Source organism: Lysobacter soli (genome assembly GCF_009755585.1).
GTDB classification, from domain to species: domain Bacteria; phylum Pseudomonadota; class Gammaproteobacteria; order Xanthomonadales; family Xanthomonadaceae; genus Lysobacter_J; species Lysobacter_J soli.
In genome coordinates this window covers 4,089,334-4,109,802 of sequence record NZ_CP046603.1, presented here as the reverse complement: position 1 = coordinate 4,109,802, position 20,469 = coordinate 4,089,334, and the positions used below count along the sequence as shown (strand labels likewise).

General features: G+C 68.7%; 18 protein-coding genes. 12 read left to right on the top strand and 6 right to left on the bottom strand.

Annotated features, from left to right (window positions below):
• Positions 1-425 precede the first annotated feature (425 nt).
• The 6 genes from rpmH to GOY17_RS18640 all read left to right on the top strand — a co-directional run bounded on the left by rpmH (position 426) and on the right by GOY17_RS18640 (position 6,691).
• On the top strand, positions 426-566 hold the full coding sequence (gene rpmH / locus GOY17_RS18665; protein ID WP_031374044.1) for a 50S ribosomal protein L34: 141 nt from the start codon (positions 426-428) through the stop codon (positions 564-566).
• 58 nt (positions 567-624) lie between these two features.
• Complete coding sequence (gene rnpA / locus GOY17_RS18660; protein ID WP_157031527.1) at positions 625-1,059, top strand: ribonuclease P protein component; 435 nt, start codon at positions 625-627, stop codon at positions 1,057-1,059.
• A 14-nt stretch (positions 1,060-1,073) separates the two neighbouring features.
• Complete coding sequence (gene yidC / locus GOY17_RS18655; protein WP_157031526.1) at positions 1,074-2,771, top strand: membrane protein insertase YidC; 1,698 nt, start codon at positions 1,074-1,076, stop codon at positions 2,769-2,771.
• Between the two features lie 86 nt (positions 2,772-2,857).
• Positions 2,858-4,195: a tRNA uridine-5-carboxymethylaminomethyl(34) synthesis GTPase MnmE gene (gene mnmE / locus GOY17_RS18650; RefSeq protein ID WP_157031525.1), complete on the top strand. Its 1,338-nt coding sequence runs from the start codon at positions 2,858-2,860 to the stop codon at positions 4,193-4,195.
• Positions 4,196-4,274: 79 nt separating this feature from the next.
• Positions 4,275-5,552 carry a 5-demethoxyubiquinol-8 5-hydroxylase UbiM gene (gene ubiM, locus GOY17_RS18645; protein ID WP_198173749.1) on the top strand — a complete coding sequence of 426 codons (1,278 nt, stop codon included), beginning with the start codon at positions 4,275-4,277 and terminating at the stop codon, positions 5,550-5,552.
• Between the two features lie 92 nt (positions 5,553-5,644).
• Positions 5,645-6,691 (top strand): energy transducer TonB, encoded by a 1,047-nt coding sequence (locus GOY17_RS18640; protein ID WP_157031524.1) that lies wholly within the window; start codon positions 5,645-5,647, stop codon positions 6,689-6,691.
• An 857-nt stretch (positions 6,692-7,548) separates the two neighbouring features.
• Here the strand turns inward: GOY17_RS18640 and GOY17_RS18635 are convergent.
• From GOY17_RS18635 to GOY17_RS18620, 4 genes are all read right to left on the bottom strand, one after another.
• Positions 7,549-8,745 (bottom strand): ABC transporter permease, encoded by a 1,197-nt coding sequence (locus tag GOY17_RS18635; RefSeq protein WP_232338488.1) that lies wholly within the window; start codon positions 8,743-8,745, stop codon positions 7,549-7,551.
• 11 nt (positions 8,746-8,756) lie between these two features.
• Positions 8,757-9,503 carry an ABC transporter ATP-binding protein gene (locus tag GOY17_RS18630; protein WP_157031523.1) on the bottom strand — a complete coding sequence of 249 codons (747 nt, stop codon included), beginning with the start codon at positions 9,501-9,503 and terminating at the stop codon, positions 8,757-8,759.
• A gap of 4 nt (positions 9,504-9,507) precedes the next feature.
• Entirely contained in the window at positions 9,508-11,034 is a 1,527-nt protein-coding gene (locus tag GOY17_RS18625) for an alpha/beta hydrolase (RefSeq protein ID WP_157031522.1), read from the bottom strand.
• 153 nt (positions 11,035-11,187) lie between these two features.
• Positions 11,188-11,979 (bottom strand): ferredoxin--NADP reductase, encoded by a 792-nt coding sequence (locus GOY17_RS18620; RefSeq protein WP_157031521.1) that lies wholly within the window; start codon positions 11,977-11,979, stop codon positions 11,188-11,190.
• 90 nt (positions 11,980-12,069) lie between these two features.
• On the opposite strand from GOY17_RS18620, the gene GOY17_RS18615 reads away from it, so the two are divergent.
• The 3 genes from GOY17_RS18615 to panE are packed head-to-tail and all read left to right on the top strand — an operon-like array spanning position 12,070 to position 14,821.
• Complete coding sequence (locus GOY17_RS18615) at positions 12,070-13,077, top strand: ABC transporter ATP-binding protein (protein WP_157031520.1); 1,008 nt, start codon at positions 12,070-12,072, stop codon at positions 13,075-13,077.
• 26 nt (positions 13,078-13,103) lie between these two features.
• Positions 13,104-13,880: an ABC transporter permease gene (locus tag GOY17_RS18610; RefSeq protein WP_157031810.1), complete on the top strand. Its 777-nt coding sequence runs from the start codon at positions 13,104-13,106 to the stop codon at positions 13,878-13,880.
• Positions 13,880-14,821, top strand: coding sequence for a 2-dehydropantoate 2-reductase (panE, locus tag GOY17_RS18605; protein WP_157031519.1), 942 nt, complete (start codon positions 13,880-13,882; stop codon positions 14,819-14,821). Before GOY17_RS18610 ends, panE begins: the two co-directional genes overlap by 1 nt.
• Positions 14,822-14,827: 6 nt before the next feature.
• On the opposite strand, the gene GOY17_RS18600 is transcribed toward panE, so the two are convergent.
• On the bottom strand, positions 14,828-15,175 hold the full coding sequence (locus GOY17_RS18600) for a winged helix-turn-helix domain-containing protein (protein WP_157031518.1): 348 nt from the start codon (positions 15,173-15,175) through the stop codon (positions 14,828-14,830).
• Positions 15,176-15,229: 54 nt separating this feature from the next.
• Positions 15,230-16,024: a TatD family hydrolase gene (locus GOY17_RS18595; protein WP_157031517.1), complete on the bottom strand. Its 795-nt coding sequence runs from the start codon at positions 16,022-16,024 to the stop codon at positions 15,230-15,232.
• Positions 16,025-16,063: 39 nt separating this feature from the next.
• Between GOY17_RS18595 and hrpB the strand changes: the two genes are divergently transcribed.
• The 3 genes from hrpB to GOY17_RS18580 are packed head-to-tail and all read left to right on the top strand — an operon-like array spanning position 16,064 to position 20,455.
• Positions 16,064-18,562 (top strand): ATP-dependent helicase HrpB, encoded by a 2,499-nt coding sequence (hrpB, locus tag GOY17_RS18590; RefSeq protein WP_157031516.1) that lies wholly within the window; start codon positions 16,064-16,066, stop codon positions 18,560-18,562.
• A gap of 28 nt (positions 18,563-18,590) precedes the next feature.
• Entirely contained in the window at positions 18,591-19,583 is a 993-nt protein-coding gene (locus GOY17_RS18585) for a hypothetical protein (protein ID WP_157031515.1), read from the top strand.
• Positions 19,584-19,618: 35 nt separating this feature from the next.
• The gene (locus GOY17_RS18580) at positions 19,619-20,455 is read left to right on the top strand and encodes a helix-turn-helix transcriptional regulator (RefSeq protein ID WP_157031514.1); all 837 of its coding nucleotides are present in this window, start codon (positions 19,619-19,621) and stop codon (positions 20,453-20,455) included.
• The last annotated feature ends 14 nt before the right edge of the window (positions 20,456-20,469 follow it).

The window sequence follows — 20,469 nt, the reverse complement described above, 5'->3', positions numbered from 1 at the left end:
CGGTTCGGGAATCTTCGTCTCTTGTGCGTCCGGCGCCAAAGCACCGGAAAACCGCGGCGAAAAGCATCCCGCCGCGCGATGCACGGATCGCGGCGAACGGGTCTGGGGGTAGGGGCAGACTATCACCGCGACCGGGCGCGGAACAGGACTTGTCCACAGGTGGATTAACAGGTAGTCCACAGGCGTTCGCCGGCGCAGCCGGCTTCGCCTCCCAAAGTTTGCAGTGCAAACTTGGGGCCCCGTGGCGTGCGTTCCACACCCCGCTTCGCGCAGCGAAGCGCCCCCTAACTTAGGGGGCTGGCTTTGCTTCGTTTCCCGGTGGGTCGCTGCGTCGGAAGCGAGCCGGGTCAAGCACGGTTGACCTGGCACTCCCCAGGCCGCTAGAATCCGCGGTCCATTTTGCCGTTTACGCATCGAGCCGAACCATGGCCACCAAGCGCACCTACCAGCCCAGCAACCTCAAGCGCAAGCGCGACCACGGTTTCCGTGCCCGCATGGCGACCGCCGATGGCCGCAAGATCCTGGCCCGTCGTCGCGCCAAGGGCCGCAAGCGTCTTTGCGCCTAAGCGTCGCCGCTGCCGCTCCGCGCGGCAGTCGCACACCGGCCCTCGCCGGTAGCAGCAGATGACATCGGCCCGCTTCCCGCGCAGCGCGCGGGTTCGCGCGAAGTCCGATTTCGACCGCATATTCCAGCACGGACGGCGCACGGCGCTGCCCGTGCTGGCTCTGCATTGGCTTCCCAGTGACGTGCCTGCACGCATGGGCCTGGCCGTGTCCCGCAAGGTCGATCCGAACGCCGTCGGTCGCAATCGCATCAAGCGCGTTCTTCGCGATACCTTCCGTCGCCTGCGCGGGCAACTCGCCGCGGGTGACTTCGTCGTGGTCGCGCGTCCGGCCGCACGTCAGGCGAGCGGCCCGGAACTCGTCGCGGCCTTCCAGGGTCTGCTCCACCGCAGCGGGGCCCTCGCGCCCGACGCCGCGTTGCCCCTGTCACCGGCGCCCGGCACAATGCCGGCCGCTTCCCCTTCCGCCCCAGCGCCGCACGTCGATCGCGGCTGAGCAGCCTGTCGCCCATGAACCAGACCCGCGTTTTCCTGATCTTCGCCTGGCTGATGGTGGCGACCCTGCTGTGGATGGAATGGGGCAAGGAGAAGGCCGCGCCTGCCGCTCCCGCGCAGACCACGACCACCGCCGCGACCGCGACGGACGCCAGCATCCCGAGCACCGCCAGCGCGCCGGGCGCCGTCCCGGCCGCGCCGAGCGTCGCCGGCACCACGCCGACGGCTGCCGCCACGCCGGCCGCCGCGCCGAGCGTCACCGTCACCACCGACGTCCTGAAGCTCGTGCTCGACGGCGGCGAGATGCGCCAGGCCGACCTGTTGCGCTATCCCAGCACCGCCGACGACAGCAGCGCACCGGTGCGCCTGTTCGCCACCGATCCGGCCAACTACTTCGTCGCGCAGAGCGGCTGGGTGAGCCAGGGCGGCCAGGCGCCGACGCACCAGGCCGGCTTCGTGCCCGAAGGCGGCAAGACCGATTTCACGCTCGCCGATGGCGCCAACTCGCTCGAGGTCCCGTTCGTCTGGACCGGCAGCGACGGCGTGACCATCCGCCGCACCTACACCTTCACCCGCAGCAACTACGTCGTACAGGTGCGCGATGAAGTCATCAACGCCGGCGCCAAGCCGTGGCAGGGCTTCGTCTACCGCCAGCTGAGCCGCGTGCCGCGCGCGCTGGTGAAGAAGGGCCCGATGAGCGCCGAGCAGTACAGCTTCCAGGGCGCCGCGTGGTACTCCAGTGCCGACAAGTACGAGCGCCGCAAGTACGATGATTTCGTCGACGACGGCCCGCTCGACAAGCAGGTCACCGGCGGCTGGATCGGCATGCTCCAGCACCACTTCTTCGCCGCCTGGATCCCGGGCTCGAACGACACCACGACCTTCTCGCTCGCCACGCCCAGCGGCACCGGCGGCACGCAGTACCTCATCCGCGAAGTCGGCCCGGGCGTCACCGTCGCGCCGGGCGCGAGGGCCGAAACCACCGCGCGCCTGTGGGTCGGACCGAAGCTGGTCAAGGCCATCGAAGCGCAGCATGTGCCGGGCCTGGAACGCGCCATCGATTTCAGTCAGTTCAGCATCATGGCGACCATCGCCGGCTGGCTGTTCTGGGTGCTGGAGAAGATCTACGGCCTGGTCGGCAACTGGGGCTGGTCGATCGTCGGCCTGGTGTTCCTGATCAAGCTCGCGATGTATCCGCTGTCGGCCGCGCAGTACAAGTCGATGGCGAAGATGCGCAAGTTCCAGCCGCGCATCGCGCAGCTCAAGGAGCGCTACGGGGACGACAAGCAGAAGTTCCAGATGGCGATGATGGAGCTGTACAAGAAGGAGAAGATCAACCCCGTCGGCGGCTGCCTGCCGATCCTGCTGCAGATGCCGGTGTTCCTGGCGCTGTACTGGATGCTCTCGGAGTCGGTCGAACTGCGCCATGCGCCGTGGATCGGCTGGATCACCGACCTGACCTCGCGCGATCCATTCTTCGTGCTGCCGATCATCAACGTGGCGATCATGTGGTTCACGCAGAAGTTGAACCCGACCACCGGCATGGATCCGATGCAGGCCAAGATGATGCAGTTCATGCCGCTGGTGTTCGGCGTGATGTTCGCCTTCTTCCCGGCCGGCCTGGTGCTGTACTGGGTCACCAACGGCGCGCTGGGCCTGCTGCAGCAGTGGTGGATGGTGAAGAAGTACAGCGAGCAGCCGGCGAAGGCGTAATCCGCCGCGTCCTTTCGCACGAAGCCCGCCGGAAGGCGGGCTTCGCATTTGTGCCGCCGGTGCCCCCGTTCTGCCACCATGACGCCATGACCGATCGCGACACCATCGCCGCCATTGCCACCGCGCCTGGTGCGGGCGGCGTCGGCATCGTGCGGCTGTCCGGGCCGAAATCGCGTGCGATCGCGCAAACGCTCGCGGCGCGCGAACTCGTACCGCGAACGGCACACTACGTGCGTTTTCGCGACGAGCACGACGAGACGATCGACGATGGCATCGCGCTCTATTTCGCCGCGCCCGCCAGCTATACCGGCGAGGATGTGGTGGAGCTCCAGGCGCACGGCAGTCCCGCCGTCCTGCACGAAGTGGTCGCGCGCTGCGTCGCGCTCGGTGCGCGCCGCGCGCGGCCGGGCGAGTTCAGCGAACGCGCGTTCCTCGAAGGCCGGCTCGACCTCGCACAGGCCGAAGCCGTCGCCGATCTCATCGCCGCGGCCGACGTGCGTGCCGCACGCGCCGCACGTCGTGCGCTCGACGGCGAGTTCTCGCGCCGCGTCGATGCCATCGCCGACGAACTGCTCGCGATCCGCGTGCACGTCGAAGCCGCGATCGACTTCGCCGACGAGCCGATCGACACGCTCGGCGGCGAGCAGCTCCGCGTCCGCCTTCGCGACAACGCGTTCGCCCTCGACGACCTGCTGAAGGCCGCCGAACGTGGCCGTCGCCTGCGCGACGGCCTGCATGCGGTGATCGTCGGGCCGCCGAACGCCGGCAAGAGCTCGCTGCTCAACGTGCTGGCCGGCAGCGAGCGCGCCATCGTCACCGACATCGCCGGCACCACGCGCGATCTGCTGCACGAAACCATCCGCATCGACGGCGTCGAGCTCACGCTCGTCGACACCGCCGGCCTGCGCGAAGGCGGCGATGTGATCGAGCGCGAAGGCATGCGCCGCGCGCGCGGCGAATTGCAACGTGCGGACCTGGCGCTGGTGGTGCTCGATGCGCGCGATCCGGAAGGCGGGCGCGCAGCGGTGATCGACGCCATCGCCGATGTCCCGCTGCGCGTTTGGGTCCATAACAAGGCCGACCTGCTGGACGCCGATTCGCCGCAACCGCAGGACGCCCTGCACGTCTCCGCCCGTACCGGCGCCGGTCTGGAGTCGTTGCATGCACGCCTGCGCGAACTCGCGCAGTGCAACGCCGATGCGGCCGGCGAGGGCGCCTTCACCGCACGCGCGCGGCACGTCGATGCGCTGGCGATCGCGCGCGAACACCTTGCGCAGGCACGCGTCGAACTTGATCGCGAATCGCTCGACCTCGCCGCCGAATCGCTGCGGCTCGCGCATGACGCGCTCGGCGAGATCACCGGCCGCGTGCACGCGGATGACCTGCTCGGCCACATCTTCTCGAGCTTCTGCATCGGCAAGTAGCGCAGCGCCCTTGACCGGGATCAAGGCGCCGACATCGCTCCCGCGGGACAGTGCGCGCACTCCAGAACGCGGGCGCCGCATGCAGACCATCGAAACCGACGTGATCGTCATCGGCGCGGGGCCGGCGGGCCTGTGTCTGGCGCGGGCGCTCGACGGCAGCGGCTTGCGCGTCGCGGTGCTGGAACGCGAAACGGAGGCGTCCTTGCGCGCCCCGAAATTCGACGGGCGCGAGATCGCGCTCACCCAGCGCTCGGTCCGGCTGCTGCGCGAGCTGGGCGTGTGGAGTCGGCTGCCGCCGGACGAATGCCATCCGCTCTGCGAAGCGCACGTGTTCGACGCCGGCGCGCGCGAGCCGCTGAAGGTCGGCGGCGGCGACGAACCGCTCGGCTGGCTGGTGCCGAACCACGCGATTCGGGCGGCTGTGTTCGACGCAGTGTCCGTGTCGCAGGACGTCGAACTCCATGCAGGCGTGCGCATCGCCGCGGTCGAAGCCGACACGACCGACGCGCGTGTTCGACTGGAAGACGGCCGAAGTTTCGCAGCGCGCCTGATCGTCGCCGCCGACGGCCGCTTTTCCGAAACCCGGCGCCACCTGGGCATTTCCGCGCGGATGCACGACTTCGGCCGCGCGATGCTCGTGTGCCGCGTGACGCACGAGCGCCCGCACGACGACACCGCCTGGGAATGGTTCGATCGTGGCCAGACCTTGGCGCGCCTGCCGTTGGGTCGCGCAACGCCGTCCGGATGTCAGTCCTCCGTCGTGCTGACGCTGCCCGGCGCGCAGATGCGAGACCTGCAGGCGATGGACGACGCGGCATTCGCAGGGGAAATCGCCCGACGCTTCCACGGACGCCTCGGTGCCGTGTCCGATCCCGGGGAGCGCCACGTGTACCCGCTGGTCGGTGCGTGGGCGACGCGGTTCGCCGGCACGCGCGTGGCGCTGCTGGGCGATGCGGCGGTCGGCATGCATCCGGTGACGGCGCACGGCTTCAACCTCGGGCTGCTTGGGGTCGAGCGTCTGGCCGCGGAACTGCGCGACGCGGCGGCCACGCGTGCGGACCCCGGCGATCCGGTGCGACTCGCCCGCTATGAGCGCGGGCACCGGTTCGCGACCGCGCCGCTTCACCTCGCCACGCGCGGGATCGTTGCGTTGTTCACCGACGACCGTGCGCCGATTCGCGCACTTCGCGCGGGCGTGCTCCGCGCGAGCGCGGGATTCCCGCCGTTCCGTCAGCTGCTGGCCGCCTTCCTGTCCGACCGGCCGCGCGCCGGTCTACCCGGAAATCACCGCATTACGGCCCTGCGTGCCGCATCTGAACAGGGCGATGGGCGGCCCGGTCGCGCCGACCGATGGTAGGCTCCGATGGCCGTTCGCTTGACAAACAGGGGCCGCTCACGCGATCTAGTGCCTGTGTGCTCGTGACGGCGCACTTCAGGGGAGCTTTGCCAATGACGTTCGTTAATCCACAAGACCGGCGTTCGCGCCGACTGTCTGTCGTATCTCAGCTGTCCGTCGCGCTCGCCCTGTGCTGCGCGCTGACGGCCTGTAACAAGGAAGAACCCGCCCAGCCCACCGCCGCCGCGCCGGCCGCCACCCAGGCTGCGCCTGCGGTCACGGCGGAAACCGCGGTGTCGGCCAAGGTCTCGGCGCTGACCGCCGACCAGCTGCGTGAAGCGGCCCGCAAGGCGTATGCCGAAAACCGCCTGTACGCACCGGCCGAAGACAACGCGGTGGAGTACTACCTCGCGCTGCGCGACAAGGCGCCGGGGGACGCCGCGGTGTCCAGCGCGCTGACCGACCTGCTGCCGATGACGGTCATCGCCACCGAGCAGAGCGTCAATCGCGAGGACTTCGCCGAAGCCCAGCGCCTGGCCGCCCTGCTCGAAAAGGCCGATGCCCAGCATCCGGCGCTCGCGCGCCTGAAGGCCAGCATCGCCGCCCAGCAGGATGCGTCGACCAAGCGCGCCGCGCAGCAGCAGCTGACCGCCGAGGAAGAGGCGAAGAAGAAGGTCGAACTCGAGAAGAAGCGCGTCGAGGACCAGAAGAAGCAGCAGGAAGACGCCGCCCGCCAGCTCGCCGCCCAGCAGGCTGCGACCAAGCAGGCCGACGACAAGGCAGCGGCGGACAAGGCCGCAGCCGACAAGGCCGCTGCCGACCAGCGTGCCGCCGACGCCCGCGCCGCCGAGCAGCGTGCCGCCGCGGCCCGCCAGGCCGCCGCCGCACCGGCGTCGGCCGATGCGAGCGACCTGCGTCCGCTGTCGATGCCGCCGCCGCGCTACCCGCCGGAAGCCCTGCGCGCAGGGACCTCGGGCGAAGTGCAGGTCGAGTTCACCGTCGGCACGGACGGCTCGGTCACGGCCGCGCGCGTGGTGCGTTCCAACCCGGCGCGCATCTTCGACCGCGAAGCGGTCAACGCCGTGCGCAAGTGGCGCTTCCAGCCGATCGACGCGCCGGTGACGACGCGCCGTACCATCGGCTTCAACCCGCAGAGCTGATCGCGAGGCGGCGGCGAAGGTTGGGGGACTGACGCCACCGCACGCGCTTCGCAAAGCAACGCTGTAAAACGAAAGGCCCGGCGCAAGCCGGGCCTTTCTCTTTTTCCGTTGGGCACTCTGTTGGGAACGCTCGCCTACCTCAGCTTCATCCGTCGAACGCCAATCCCGACCATCATCCCGGCGAAGGCCGGGACCCAGGCCCGTGGCTTTCGGGCACTCCCCAAGTGGTGAACCACGTCACCGTCATTCCAGCAAAGCTGGAATCCATCTTGCTTCTGTGTCCTACCGCAAAGCAGCAGCGCAGCGCTGTAAGGCACGGTTCGTTCACCGATGCGACTCCGCTGGCCCTCACCCCAACCCCTCTCCCGGTGGGAGAGGGGCCAACAGCCGTCTTCCATCTGCTGTTGCTGTCGAACAGCCTATTCGTTTCTAGCCCCGAAGGGCGCCGCACAGGATGTGCGGCGGTGAGCGCTGAGCCATGGATGGCGAATCGCGAACGCGCCCTTTTGCTTTCCGGTCGTGGGACTGGGTTGGACTTGTACGCACTTTCTTTGGGTTACTTTTCTTTGTGCGAGCAAAGAAAAGTGACCCGAGCGCCGCAGGCGATCGGAAGCTTGGATTGTGATTCTTCTTTGCTCTTCGAACGTCACAGGGAAAGCATGAAACGTCCCTGGATGGTGCCGCCATTCGGCGGCCCAGAAGCGGCCCGCCTTCGCGGGAATGACGAGCAACTTCGAAAGCAACGCAACACACCAGCGTCAGCAAGAACAACGCCATGAGGCAACGGCTACAGAAAGAAGTAAAGCGCTGGTAGACCTAGCAACGCCGCAGCGCGCACCCACGCTGCGGCCAAACCACTAACCCGAAATCGCCAACCGCTCCTGGTGGTAACGCCGCACCGCGACGAACCACAGCAACGCCGCCACGGCAAAACCGGTGCCCAGGTAGATACCCCACGTCTGCATGTCGATGCCCTCGCCACGGATCACCTTCAGCAGCATCTGGTTCTGTGCGAGGAACGGCACCATGAACTGCCACGCCTGCGTCTTCACCGGGTTCACGATCAGCGCGATCGTCGGAATCATGGGCAGCAGCATCAGCCACGTCATGTGGCTCTGCGCTTCCTTCAGGCTCTTCGATGCCGCCGCCAGGCACGTGAGCAGCGTCGTGCCGATGAACACCATCGGCAGCAGGATCAGCAGCATGCGGCCGATCGACGCGAAGCTCACGTCGAGCATGCGCCCCACGCCCGTGCTCATCTGCGCGCTGAGGTTGAACGCCACCAGCGTCAGCAGCAGCGACAGCAACCCCATCGCGCAGGCAGCGGCGATCTTTCCGCTGACGATCGCACCGCGCGACGCCGGCGTGGCGAGCAGCGGCTCCAGCGATTGGCGTTCGCGTTCGCCCGCCGTGGCGTCCATGATCAGGTACGCGCCGCCGATGAAGGACATCAGGATCAGCAGGTACGGCATGATCGCGGCGAGCATCAGGCCACGCTTGGCTTCCTCCGTCGCAAGATCGCGACTGCCGACGCTCACCGCACGCACGACGGACGGATCGATGCCGCGCGCAAGCAGGCGCAGCGCGCCGACCTGACCGCCGTAACCTTCCAGCGCCGCGCGCACGCGCGCACTCGGGATCTCGCTGTCGCGACGCGTCGTATCGGCGACGATCTCCACCAGCGCCGGCTTGCCATTGCGCCAGTCGTTCGCGTAACTGGGCGAGATGCGCAGCGCGACGTCGAACTCCTGCCGCACGATCGCCGCGTCGATGTCGTTCGGCGCCTTCACCGCGCGGATACCCTGCGTGGCGAGAAACGCGACGAGATTCGGCGCGCGTTCCATGCCGACGGTGGGCACTTCGAGCGTGCGATCCAGCTGCGTGCGCGCGCGCGATTCGGCCAGCGAACCCATGCCGATCATCAGCACCGGATACAGCAGCGGGCCGAGCAGCAGCGCGAGCGCGAGCGTGCGACGGTCGCGCGAGATGTCGAGCAGCTCCTTGCGCATCACCGACCACATCGTCGCGAACATGCCGGGACGGGATTGCTTCATCGAACCGGCGCTCATGCGTGCAGTCCCTCTTCCGAACCGATGGCCTTCACGAAGGCATCTTCGAGGTTCGCCTCGCCCGTCTGTTCGCGCAGCTCATCCGCCGTACCGGCCGCGACGACCTGGCCCTTGGCGATGATGACGATGCGATCGCACAGCGCGGCGACCTCCTGCATGATGTGGCTGGAGAAGATCACGCAGCGACCTTCGGCGCGCAGCTGCTGCAGGAAGCCGCGCATCGCGCGCGTGGTCATCACGTCCAGGCCGTTGGTGGGCTCGTCGAGGATCACGTTGCGCGGATCGTGCACGAGCGCGCGTGCGATCGCGGTCTTGGTGCGCTGTCCCTGCGAAAAACCTTCGGTGCGCCGATCGAGGATGTCGTGCATCTGCAACGCATCGGCGAGCACCTGCGTGCGCGCCTCGATGGCCTGCTTCGACATGCCGTGCAGTTCGCCGAAGTACGCGATGTTCTCGCGCGCGGTCAGGCGCTTGTACACGCCGCGCGCGTCCGGCAGCACGCCGAGCGCGCCGCGCACCGATGCCGGATCGCGTGTCGCATCGACGCCGTCGACCAGCACCTGTCCGGCGTCGGGTTTCATCAACGTGTAGAGCATGCGCAGCGAGGTCGTCTTGCCGGCGCCGTTGGGCCCGAGCAGGCCGGTGATCTCGCCATCGCGCGCGGTGAAGCGCACGCCTTCCACGGCGCGCACCGTGCCGGTCGGCGTCTTGAAGCTCTTGTGCAGGTCCTGTGCGACGATCATCGCGTCACGGCTCCCATCCGTTGTATCCGGTGAACGGCGGCACGTAGCCGATCGTGTCGAGGCACTTTCCATCCAGCGCCTTCGCGTCGAGCGATTCGACGAACTGCCCGACGAGCTTGGGTAGGCAGCCGGTCGCGGCCACGTTGTGGCCTTGCCCGCGCAGTACGAAGTGGCGTCCGTTCGGCAGGCCTTTCAGCACGCGTTCGCCATAGGCCGGCGGCGTCACCGGATCGATCTCGCCCGACAGCAGCAGCGCGGGCACGTTGGAGTGCAGCGGCTTGTCGAACGTCGCCGGACGCGCGCCATGCGGCCACGCCTTGCATGCGGCGAAGAACGCGGGTCCGGTTTCCGCGCCGAGCACGGTGTCGGCATCAGCGGGATCGGGCGTGTAACGGTCCGCATCCTCGGCGCAGATCACCGACCACTGCATCGCACGCGACATGCGGCCGTCCATGTTGCGCGTGGCCAGCTGTGCCAGCGCCATCAGCGGCGCGTACTCGCCGCGATCGGCTTCGTCGATCACGACCGGCATCAGCGACATCATCTGCGGCATGTACGAGAACATGTGCGTGAGGCCGATGACGGTGTCGGCGGTGAGCGTGTCGCGACGACGCTGCGCGGTGGCGGGATCGCGGAAATCCACCTGCACCGGCGCTGTTTCCAGACGTTCCTTCAGGCCGCGCAGCTGCGTGCGCAGATCTCGCGGATAGCGTTCGCGACAGCCCGGCAGCGACTGGCAATGCGCCGACTGCAGTTCGAGCGCGCGCTCGAACGTACGCGCGAATTCGCTACCGACCACGAGTTCATTCGGCAGGACGCCGTCGAGCACGATCGAACGCGTGTGCGTGGGAAACCGCGTCGCATACTGCTGCGCCACGCGCGTTCCGTACGAGACGCCCACGAGATTGATCTGTTGCGTGCCCAATGCGGCGCGCACCGCATCGAGATCGCCGATAGCCTGCGTCGTCGTGTAGAAGCGCGGGTCTGCCTTGCCTTCCAGCGTTTTCGCGCAACGCGCGGCGTAGTCGGCGACGGCGGCGGCATCGACCTCCTCGTCCGCTGGCAGCGCGAGTTCCGCGCCGTTCGCATCGCGGCACGCGAGCGGGCTCAGCTTGCCGGTGCCGCGCTGGTCGATCAGCACGATGTCGCGATGCTTGCGCACGTCGCGCAATGCGGCATCGACGTCGACCGCGTACTCGGTAGCCGCCTGGCCCGGGCCGCCGGCGAGGAAGAACACCGGGTCCGGCGCCTTCGAGCCCTTGTCGCCGGCCGGAAGCCACGCGATGTTCAGCGGGATGCGGCGGCCGTCCGGCTTTGCCGGATCTTCGGGAACGTCGAGGCGCGCGCATTGCGCATCGATGCTGGACGAGGCGAGTGCGCCGGACAGCGTGCAGGGCTCGAAGGCGATAGAGCCGTACATGCGTTTTCCGGCGTCGGCGTCCTTGCGCGACGCGCTGGCGTCATCGCGAGGCGTGCAGGCGGTGAGGCAGCAGATCGCCAGTGCGGCGATCCATGCAGGAGACGTGCGCATCGGTTCCCTCGTCCGACGTGGAAGCCCCCAGCATGCCAGAGCCGGCGGGGAGTTTGATTGCACGTCGTATGGCGGATGGACGGCGCCGCGGCCTTCCATTGTCATCCCGGGGAAACGGCCGTAACGGGCCGGCGGGGCTCCAGGCGATTCGGGTTACTTGCTGCTGACGTACTTCTCGCGCCGCACCTGCGGCACTGGCAGCCCGTGGCCCTTCAGCGCTTCGAAACACGCATCGACCATGTTCGGGTTGCCGCACAGGTACGCGATGTCGTCGGTCGCATCCGGCGTGAACTCATCGAGGAACTGCTGCACATAGCCGTGACGTACGTCGGCGTGCGCATGCGGCGAATCAGGCGCCGGCAGCTCGCGCGAGAAACAGGGGACGAAGCGGAAGTGGTCGGGGTACTTGTTGGCGAAGGCGCGGAACTCGTCGCCGTACAGCAGCTCGTCGGTGTTGCGCGCGCCGAACAGCAGCACCACGCGAACGCCGCGCTCGCGGATCTGCGCTTCCAGCTGCGGCAGCATCGCGCGATAGGGCGTGACGCCGGTACCGGTGGCGATGAGCAGGTACCGCGAGTTCGCGTCGGTCGGCATCAGGCAGAAGCGGCCGAACGGGCCGCTCGCATCCACGTGCCCGCCGGCTTCCAGTCCCTCGAACAGCGCCGTGGCGGCGCCGCCGGGCACGTAGCTCACGGCGATTTCCACCGCTTCGCCCGGGCCCAGCGCGTGGTCGTGGATCGTCGCCAGCGAATAGCTGCGCTTGGTGGCGGTGCCATCGGCGTACTGGAAATGCACCTGGATGAACTGGCCGGGGATGAAATCCAGCGGCTGCCCGTCATCGCGCACGAACGTGTAATGACCCACGCTCGGGGCCAGCATGCGGCGGGAAACGAGCTTGAGCGGGAAATGCTGGATGGCCACGGCAGGTCCAGTGTGAAACGACATCGTGATGCAACAGTGTGTGGCCGGAGCGCCCACACGGGGGCGCCTATACTACCGTCTATCGCCGCGACGCCGCGGCGCAGGCCTTCACCGATGACCCCGGCAACCGCATCCCCGACCGCTTCCCCGAACGCGGCGCACGCCGCTCCCGCCCTGTCCGTGCGCGAGCTGCGCAAGACCTACGACAACAAGGTGCAGGCGCTCAAGGGCGTCTCGCTCGACGTCGCGCCCGGCGACTTCTTTGCCCTGCTCGGCCCGAATGGCGCCGGCAAGAGCACGCTGATCGGCATCGTCAGTTCACTGGTGAACCTGAGCGAAGGTTCGGTGTCGATCTTCGGCGTCGACCTGCAGCGCCACCGCGATGCCGCGATGCGGCTGATCGGCCTGGTGCCGCAGGAACTGAACTTCAACATGTTCGAGAAGCCCGTCGACATCCTCGTCAACTACGCCGGCTTCTACGGCGTGCCGCGCGAGGAAGCGTTGAAGCGCGCCGAGGTGGAACTCAAGCGCGCGCACCTGTGGGAGAAGGCGACGGTGATGAGCCGCACGCTCTCCGGCGGCATGAAGCGCCGCCTGATGATCGCCCGCGCGATGATGACGCAGCCCAGGCTGTTGATCCTCGACGAACCCACCGCCGGCGTGGACATCGAGATCCGTCGCGGCATGTGGAAGACGCTGAAGGAGATCAATGCCGCCGGCACGACGATCATCCTCACCACGCATTACCTGGAGGAAGCGGAAAGCCTGTGCCGCAACCTCGCGATCATCGACCGCGGCCGCATCGTCGAGCAGGGCCCGATGAAGGCGCTGTTGGCCAAGCTCGACGTGGAAGGCTTCCTGCTCGACATCGACGGCACGTTGCCCGCGCAGCTGCCGACCATCGAAGGCACCACGCTCACCGCGACCGACGACCACACGCTCGACATCGAGATGCCACGCGCGATGGACCTCAACCGCGTGTTCGCGGCGCTGGGCGATGCGGGCATCCGCGTGCGCTCCATGCGCACCAAATCGAACCGACTCGAAGAACTCTTCGTCCGCCTGACGGGCGAGAACGCACAGGACGGCACCGCGCAGACGCCGCCGGAGCAGGTGGCATGAACGACATGACGCAGACCCATCACGAGATGTCCGCAACGCAGCGCAACCTCGTCGCGCTCGGCACCATCGTGCGCCGCGAAGTGAACCGCATCCTCCGCATCTGGGGCCAGACGCTGGTGCCGCCGGCGATCACGATGACGCTGTACTTCCTTATCTTCGGCGGCCTCATCGGCTCGCGCGTGGGCACGATGGACGGCATCCGGTACATGGACTTCATCGTGCCGGGCCTGGTGATGATGAGCGTCATCCAGAACAGCTACGGCAACATCTCGTCCTCGTTCTTCGGCGCGAAGTTCGGCCGCCACGTGGAAGAACTGCTGGTCAGCCCGATGCCGAGCTGGGTGATCCTCACCGGCTACGTCGCCGGCGCCGTGCTGCGCGGCCTGATGGTGGGCGCCATCGTGCTGGTCATCGCGATGTTCTTCACCAAGGTGCGCCTGCCGCATCCGTTCATCACGCTGACCACGGTGATCCTCGGCGCGACGATCTTCTCGCTCGCCGGCTTCGTCAACGCGGTGTACGCGAAGAAGTTCGACGACATCGCGATCGTGCCGACGTTCATCCTCACGCCGCTGACGTACCTGGGCGGCGTGTTCTATTCGGTGAAGCTGTTGCCGCCGTGGGCCGAGGCGATGACGCACGCGAACCCGATCTTCTACATGGTCAACGCGTTCCGCTACGGACTGCTCGGCGTGTCCGACGTGCCGGTGTGGGTCGCGTATGGGCTGATGTTCGCGTTCGTGATCGCGCTGGCGAGCCTGGGCCTGTGGCTGCTCAAGCGCGGCGTGGGCCTGCGCAGCTGATGCGCATCCTCGTGCTCGGCGCCGGCGGCACCGGCGGTTATTTCGGCGGACGTCTCGCGCAATCCGGTGCGGACGTGACCTTCCTGGTGCGGCCCACCCGCGCGGCGCAGCTGGATGCGAACGGGCTGCAGATCCGCAGTCCGCTGGGCGACGCGGATTTCCCGGTGGCGCACGTCACGGCCGATGCGCTGCCGGCGCTCGCGCAGGCACGACCGTTCGACATGGTGCTGCTCAGCTGCAAGGCCTACGACCTGGACAGTTCGATGGACGCCATCGCGCCCGCGGTCGGCGGCGACACGTGGGTGCTGCCGATCCTCAACGGCCTGCGTCACTACGCGCCGCTGGACGAACGCTTCGGCGCGCGGAACGTGGTCGGCGGGCTGTGCTTCATCAGCGCGATGAAGGGCGCCGACGGCGAAGTGCGCCATCTCGGCCAGCCCGCATCGATCACCTTCGGCGAGCGCTCCGAACCGGCCGACAGCGAGCGCACGGCCGCTTTCGCCGCGCTGTGTTCGGCGGCGAACATCGACCACGTGCGTTCGATGCGCATCGCGCGCGAGCAATGGACGAAGTTCACCTTCCTCGCGACGCTCGCCGCCGCGACGTGCACGATGCGCGCGCCGATCGGTCACATCGTCGCCGCGCAGGGCGGCGACGCTTTCGTGCGCGGTCTGTACGCCGAATGCCTTGCCGTCGCTCAGGCCGAAGGCGAGGCGATCGATGCGAAGGCGCAGGAGACCGCGCTCGCCACGCTCACCGCACCCGGGTCGCCGCTCAAGGCCTCGATGCTGCGCGATCTGGAAGCCGGGCAGCCGGTGGAGGCGATGCAGATCGTCGGCGACATGGTGCTGCGCGCTCGCGCGGCCGGCATGGAAGCCCCGCTGCTGTCGGCCGCGTGGGTGCACCTGCAGGCGTACGAGGCGGGCCGGATCGCGGGCTGAAGGCGCCTAGCCGTCCGGCCGGTCGAACCGGTACCCGTAACCCCGCACGGCGTGCAGATAGCGCGGCTGGTGCACGTCATCGCCCAACGCCGCCCGCAGTACGCCGACGATCTGCCCCACCGCGCCGGGCGGCACGCGGCGATGGCCCCAGACCTCGTCGAGGATTTCCTCCGGCGAGAACACCTGCCCCGGCGAACGCGCCAGCAGGCACAGCACCGCGAAGGCCCGCGGATCCAGCGGCTGCTCCTCGCCGGCCCGGAGCAGGCGCCGCCCGTTCAGGTCTATGGCGATGTCGTCGAAGGCGAGCAGGGGCGGGTCGGGGCAGGTCATCGTGCGAAGGGTCAGGTCACCCATACCGATACGGGACGTGATGCCGGACGCGGCCCCCTACCGCGCCCGACCGACGTTTCAGCGCTCCGGCAGGCGGAAGAACGCCCGGGCCGTGGCGGTGGTCAGCGCCGCGGTCGTCGCCACGTCCTCGCCGCGATCGCGCGCCAGCTCTTCGACGATGTGCGCCAGGAACATCGGCTCGTTGCGTCGGTGCGACGGCGCCGGCTTGATCGTGCGCGGCAGCAGGTACGGCGCGTCGGTCTCGATCATCAGCCGGTTGGCCGGAATGTGCCGCACCAGCTCGCGCAGGTGCTGGCCGCGCCGCTCGTCGCACAGCCAGCCGGTGATGCCGATGTGCCAGTCGCGATCGAGGTAATCGAACATCTCCTCGCGCGTTCCGGTGAAGCAGTGCACCACGGCCGGGCCAAGGCGGCCGTCGAAGTTGCGCATCATCGACATGAAATCCGCATGCGCGTCGCGCTGGTGCAGGAACAGCGGCTTGTGCGTCTCGGCGGCGATCTGGAGCTGCATCTCGAACGCACGCCGCTGCGCCGGGCGCGGCGAGAAATCGCGGAAATAGTCGAGCCCGCACTCGCCGACAGCGACCACTTCGGCATGCGTGTGCAGCTCGCGCATCTCGGCGTCGCACTCGGCCGTGTATTCGCTCGCGTGATGCGGATGCACGCCTGCCGTGGCGAACAGCTCGCCCGGATGCTGCTTCGCCAGTTTCAGCGCGAGCGGCGAATGCTCGCGGCTGGCGCCGGTGATGACCATCTGCACCACGCCGGCTGCGCGCGCGCGGGCGAGCACGGCGTCGCGGTCGTGGTCGAAGGAGTCGTGGGTGAGGTTGGCGCCGATGTCGATCAAATCCATGCGCGAAGTCTAGCCGAGCGCGCCGTTTAGACTGTCGGCGTGACGCGCATCGACTTCCCCATCGACCCCCTGCTGCCGCAGATCCGCGCCAGCCTGGCCGACCATCCCCGCCTCGTGCTCGAAGCGCCGCCCGGCGCCGGCAAGACCACGCAGGTGCCGCCGGCGCTGCTCGATGCGCCGTGGCTCGCGGGCCGCAAGATCGTGATGCTCGAACCGCGTCGCGTGGCCGCGCGCGCGGCGGCGCACTTCATGGCGCGCCAGCGCGGCGAGGACGTCGGCGGCACGGTGGGTTATCGCATCCGTTTCGAGAACCGCGTGTCCGCGCAGACGCGCATCGAGGTCGTCACCGAAGGCATCCTCACGCGCATGCTGCAGGACGACCCGATGCTCGAAAGCGTCGGCGCGCTGCTGTTCGACGAGTTCCACGAGCGCCATCTGTCGGCCGACCTCGGCCTCGCGCTCGCGCTCGACGTGCAGGCCGGCCTGCGCGAGGACCTGCGCATCGTCGTCATGTCGGCGACGCTCGATGGCGAACGGCTGGCGGCGTTCCTCGATGCGCCGCGGCTGAGCAGCGCCGGCCGCAGTTATCCGGTTTCGATTTCCCACTTCGCCGCGCGTCGCGACGAATCAGCTGAACATCACACGCGCCGCGCCGTCGAACATGCCCTGGCGCAGCATCCCGGCGACGTGCTCGTCTTCCTGCCGGGGCAGCGCGAAATCGCGCGCGTCGATTCGCTGCTCGCTTCTATGGCCGACGCGGACGTTCTCACATTGCACGGCGAGCTCCCCGTCGAGGCGCAGACGCGCGTGCTGCAGCCCGATCCCGAGGGCCGGCGCCGCTTGGTGCTCGCCACCAACGTCGCCGAATCCAGCGTGACGCTGCCCGGCGTGCGCGTGGTGATCGACTCGGGGCTCGCGCGCGAACCGCGCTACGACCCCAACAGCGGTTTCGCGCGGCTGGATGTGGTGAACATCGCGCAGGCGTCCGCCGACCAGCGCGCGGGCCGCGCCGGGCGCGTGGCCGAGGGTTGGGCGTATCGGCTGTGGCCCGAGTCGCAGCGGCTTGAACCGCAGCGTCGGCCCGAGCTGGCGCAAGTCGAGCTGGCCGGCCTCGCGCTCGAACTCGCCGCGTGGGGCGATGCCGACCTGCGCTTCGTCGATGCACCGCCGCCCGGTGCGCTCGCGGCGGCGCGTGAACTGCTGCACCGGCTCGGCGCGCTCGACGGCGGTTCGATCACGCCGCTGGGCCGGCGCATGCTCGCGCTGGGCACGCACCCCCGACTGGCGGCGATGCTGCTCGCGCCGAAGGATGCGCGGGAACAGGCGCTCGCCTGCGACCTTGCCGCGCTGATCGAAGCGCGCGATCCGCTGCGCTCGCGCAGCGATTCGGTCGCCGAACGCTGGCAGGCGCTCGCCGCTTTCCGTGCGGGCCGCGTCGCGCCCGATGCATCGCGTTCCTCGCTCGCCGCGCTCGACCAGGCGGCGAAACAATGGCGCCGTCGCCTGCGCCTCGATGCCGCGCCGCCGCCGGATGCGCCATCGCATCAGCTCGGCGACGTGCTGCTGCACGCCTTCCCTGACCGCATCGCGCGCCAGCATCCGTCCGATCCGTATCGCTACCAGCTCGCCAACGGGCGCAGCGTGAAGCTGTTCGACGACTCCACGCTGTACGGCGAGCCCTGGATCGTGGTGAGCGAACTGCGCGACGAGGCCCGCGACGCGCGCGTGCTGCGTGCCGCGCCGCTGGACGAGGCGCGCCTGCGCGAGGACTTCCCGCAACGCTTCGTCACCGAGGACCGCGTGGTGTGGGACACGAACACGCGCGGCATCGCGGCCGTGCGCGAAACGCGCTTCGACCGCATCGTCATCGAAAGCAAACCGCTCGCGAAACCCGATCCCGCCCGCTACGCCGACGCGCTGGTCGACGCCGTGCGCCAACTCGGCTTGCGCGCGTTGCCGTGGACGCCCTCGCAGCGCCAGTGGCGCGATCGCGTGCGCTGCCTGCACGCATGGATGCCGGAGCTGGACGGACTGCCCGATCTCTCCGACGCCGCACTGCTGGACTCGCTGGACGAGTGGCTCAAACCCGCGCTCACGGGCAAGACGCGGCTGGACGCGCTCGACGAGCAGGCCTTCGGCGACGCGCTCAAGTCCACCACGCCGTGGGCGCTGCGGCAGAAGATCGATGCGCTCGCGCCGACGCGGATCGTCGTGCCCTCCGGCATGGAGCGCGGAATCGAGTACGCGTTCGACGACGAGGCCGATGCGCCGATCGCGCCCGTGTTGGCGGTGAAACTGCAGGAACTGTTCGGGCTGGCCGACACGCCGCGCATCGCCGACGGCCGCGTGCCGCTCACGCTGCACCTGCTCTCGCCCGGCGGGAAGCCGCTGCAGATCACGCAGGACCTGAAGGGCTTCTGGGATCGCACGTATCCGGAAGTGAAGAAGGAAATGAAAGGCCGCTACCCCAAGCATCCGTGGCCGGACGATCCGTGGAGCGCGACGGCGACGCACCGGGCGAAGCCTCGCGTCAGGTGAGCGGCCAAAGCCCCGCTAAACTCGCCCCATGACCACCGCCGCGATCGACAGCCCCGAATTCCTGCCCTTCAAGCTCGACCTCGTCGGTCGTCGCGTGCTGTGGTTGCGACTGGATGAGGCGCAGCGGCGCGAAGCGGCGTTCCTCGACGACCGCGCGGTGCCGTCGAATGCCGAAGGCGGCTGGGCACCGCTCGAATCGCTGCTGTCGCGCGTTTCCGACGAGGCAGCACCGGCGCACGCGATCTTCCACATCGGCCATTGCGGCTCGACGCTGCTCAGCCGCTTGATCGACACCTGGCCCGAGGTGCAGGGCCTGCGCGAACCGCTGCCGCTGCGCACGCTCGCCGATGCGTGGCCGATGCTCGACGAGGCGATTTCCCGCCTGTCGCCGGACGAAGCGGAAAACACGCTGCGCGCGCTGTGGGCGCGCTGGTCGCGGGCGCTGCCGCCGCATGCGCGCAGCGTGGTGAAGGCGACCAGCAGCTGCAACGGCCTGATCGCGCCGTTGCTGTCGCAACAGCCGCGCATGCGTGCGGTGCTGATCGACATGCCGCTGCGGCCGTACCTCGCCACCCTGCTGAAATCGCCCAACTCTGTCTTCGATGCCGCGAGCGCCGCCGGCGAACGCCTGCGTTACCTGCACCAGCACGGCGTCGCGACGCATCTGTCGCTGCACCAGATTCCGGTGCATCGCCAATGTGCGCTCGGCTGGCTCGCCGAGCAGATGCGCTTCGACGCGCTCGACAAGGGCCGCCACGGCGAGCGCGTGATTCGCGTCGATTTCGAATCGCTGCTCGACGAACCCGCGCGGGAGCTGCACCGCGTCGCCGCGCATTTCGAGCTGGATCCCGCGCGCGTGGATGAAGCGGTCGCCTCGCCCGCATGGGGCCGCTATTCGAAGGCGCAAGCGCACGGCTACGGACGCGATGACCGCGCGCACGACCTCGCGCTGTCGATGCAGAGCTTCGGCGCGGACATCGCCGATGCTGAAGCGTGGGTCGCGTCGATCGCCGCCACCTGACGGCTACACGACCCGCTTCGCGCTAAGCTCCGCCCATGTCGGAGTTCTCCGTTCATACGCTGCTCGATACCGGCACCGTCAAGGTGCGTGACGTGTTCTGCGCGGGCACGTGCCGGCACCGCAGCGCGGAGGAATGCGCGGCCAACACGCACCTGGTGTTCCCGTATCGCGGGCTCTACGCGCGCCACGTCGGGCAGGACCAGTCGGTCGCCGACGCCAACCACGTGCTGTTCTTCAACGCGGGGCAGGGCTACCAGGTAAGCCATCCGGTCGACGGCGGCGATGCGAGCCTCGTGCTCGCCGTATCGCCGGGCCTGCTGCGCGAACTCTCGCCGCGCGAACTGCTCGAACGTCGCGATGACCTCACGTACCGCCCGCAATCGCTCCGCATCGACCCGCGTGCACAGGCGCTGGTCGCGATGCTGCGCCACAGCCTGCGTCACGGCGGCATCGAGCCGCTGGAAGCCGAAGTGCTCGCCGTGACATTGATCTCGCGCAGCCTCGGGCCGCGCACCACGCACGAAACCACGGCGACGCAAGGCCGCAGGCGATTGGTCGATCGGGTGAAGGTGCTGCTCGCGAGCGATCTCGGCCGGCAGTGGAAGCTCGCCGAGATCGCCGAACACATCGGCGGATCGCCGGTGTACCTGACGCAGGCCTTCGCGCAGGTCGAAGGCATTCCGCTGCACCGCTACCACCTGCGGCTGCGCCTGGCGCGCGCGCTCGATCGGCTGGGGCAGGCCGAGGACATGTCGGCGCTGGCGCAGGACCTGGGCTTCTCCAGCCACAGCCATTTCAGCGCGGCCTTCAAGCAGGCTTACGGCCGCACGCCGACCGCGTTCCGCACCGCGGCGCAGGTCAAGAGCGCCTGACGCCGCCGCGTAGC